Genomic DNA, 809 nt, shown 5'->3' with positions numbered 1-809 from the left:
CTTGACTCTTCTGATTGATCCAATGTTTTATCTTCTACTTCTTCTATTGATTCTGATGCATCTTCTTCTTTTACTTCACTTATTGGCTCTGATACTTCTTCTACTTTTATTTCTGTCTCTTCTATTAATTCAATAGATCCTTCTTCTGGTTCCTCTTCCTGTGATTCTGAAGTTGATTCCTCTATTGATTCTGATATCTCTTCTTCTTTTATTTCACTTGTTGGTTCTGATAATTCTTCTACTTTTATTTCTGTCTCTTCTATTAATTCAATAGATCCTTCTTCTGGTTCCTCTTCCTGTGATTCTGAAGTTGATTCCTTTATTGATTCTGATATCTCTTCTTCTTTTATTTCACTTGTTGGTTCTGATAATTCTTCTACTTTTATTTCTGTCTCTTCTATTAATTCAATAGATCCTTCTTCTGGTTCCTCTTCCTGTGATTCTGAAGTTGATTCCTTTATTGATTCTGATATCTCTTCTTCTTTTATTTCACTTGTTGGTTCTGATAATTCTTCTACTTTTATTTCTGTTTCTTCTGTTAATTCAGGAGATCCTTCTTCTGGTTCCTCTTCCTGTAATTCTGAAGTTGATTCCTCTATTGATTCTGATATCTCTTCTTCTTTTACTTCACTTGTTGGTTCTGATAATTCTTCTACTTTTATTTCTGTCTCTTCTATTAATTCAATAGATCCTTCTTCTGGTTCCTCTTCCTGTGATTCTGAAATTGATTCCTCTATTGATTCTGATGTATCTTCTTCTTTTAATTCTTCTGTTTCTAACTCAGAAGTTGATTCTAATATACTATCTTT

Annotated in this window: 1 protein-coding gene; it reads right to left on the bottom strand. The window is 31.6% G+C overall.

The annotated features are described in order from the left end of the window. On the bottom strand, positions 1-809 hold an 809-nt coding region (locus BRSU_RS14625), incomplete at both ends, for a hypothetical protein (protein ID WP_048596213.1).

Origin of the sequence: Brachyspira suanatina, assembly GCF_001049755.1 — a bacterium.
Classification (GTDB): Bacteria; Spirochaetota; Brachyspiria; order Brachyspirales; family Brachyspiraceae; genus Brachyspira; species Brachyspira suanatina.
The sequence above is the reverse complement of the archived record's forward strand: the minus strand, read 5'-3'. Positions and strand labels throughout refer to the sequence as shown.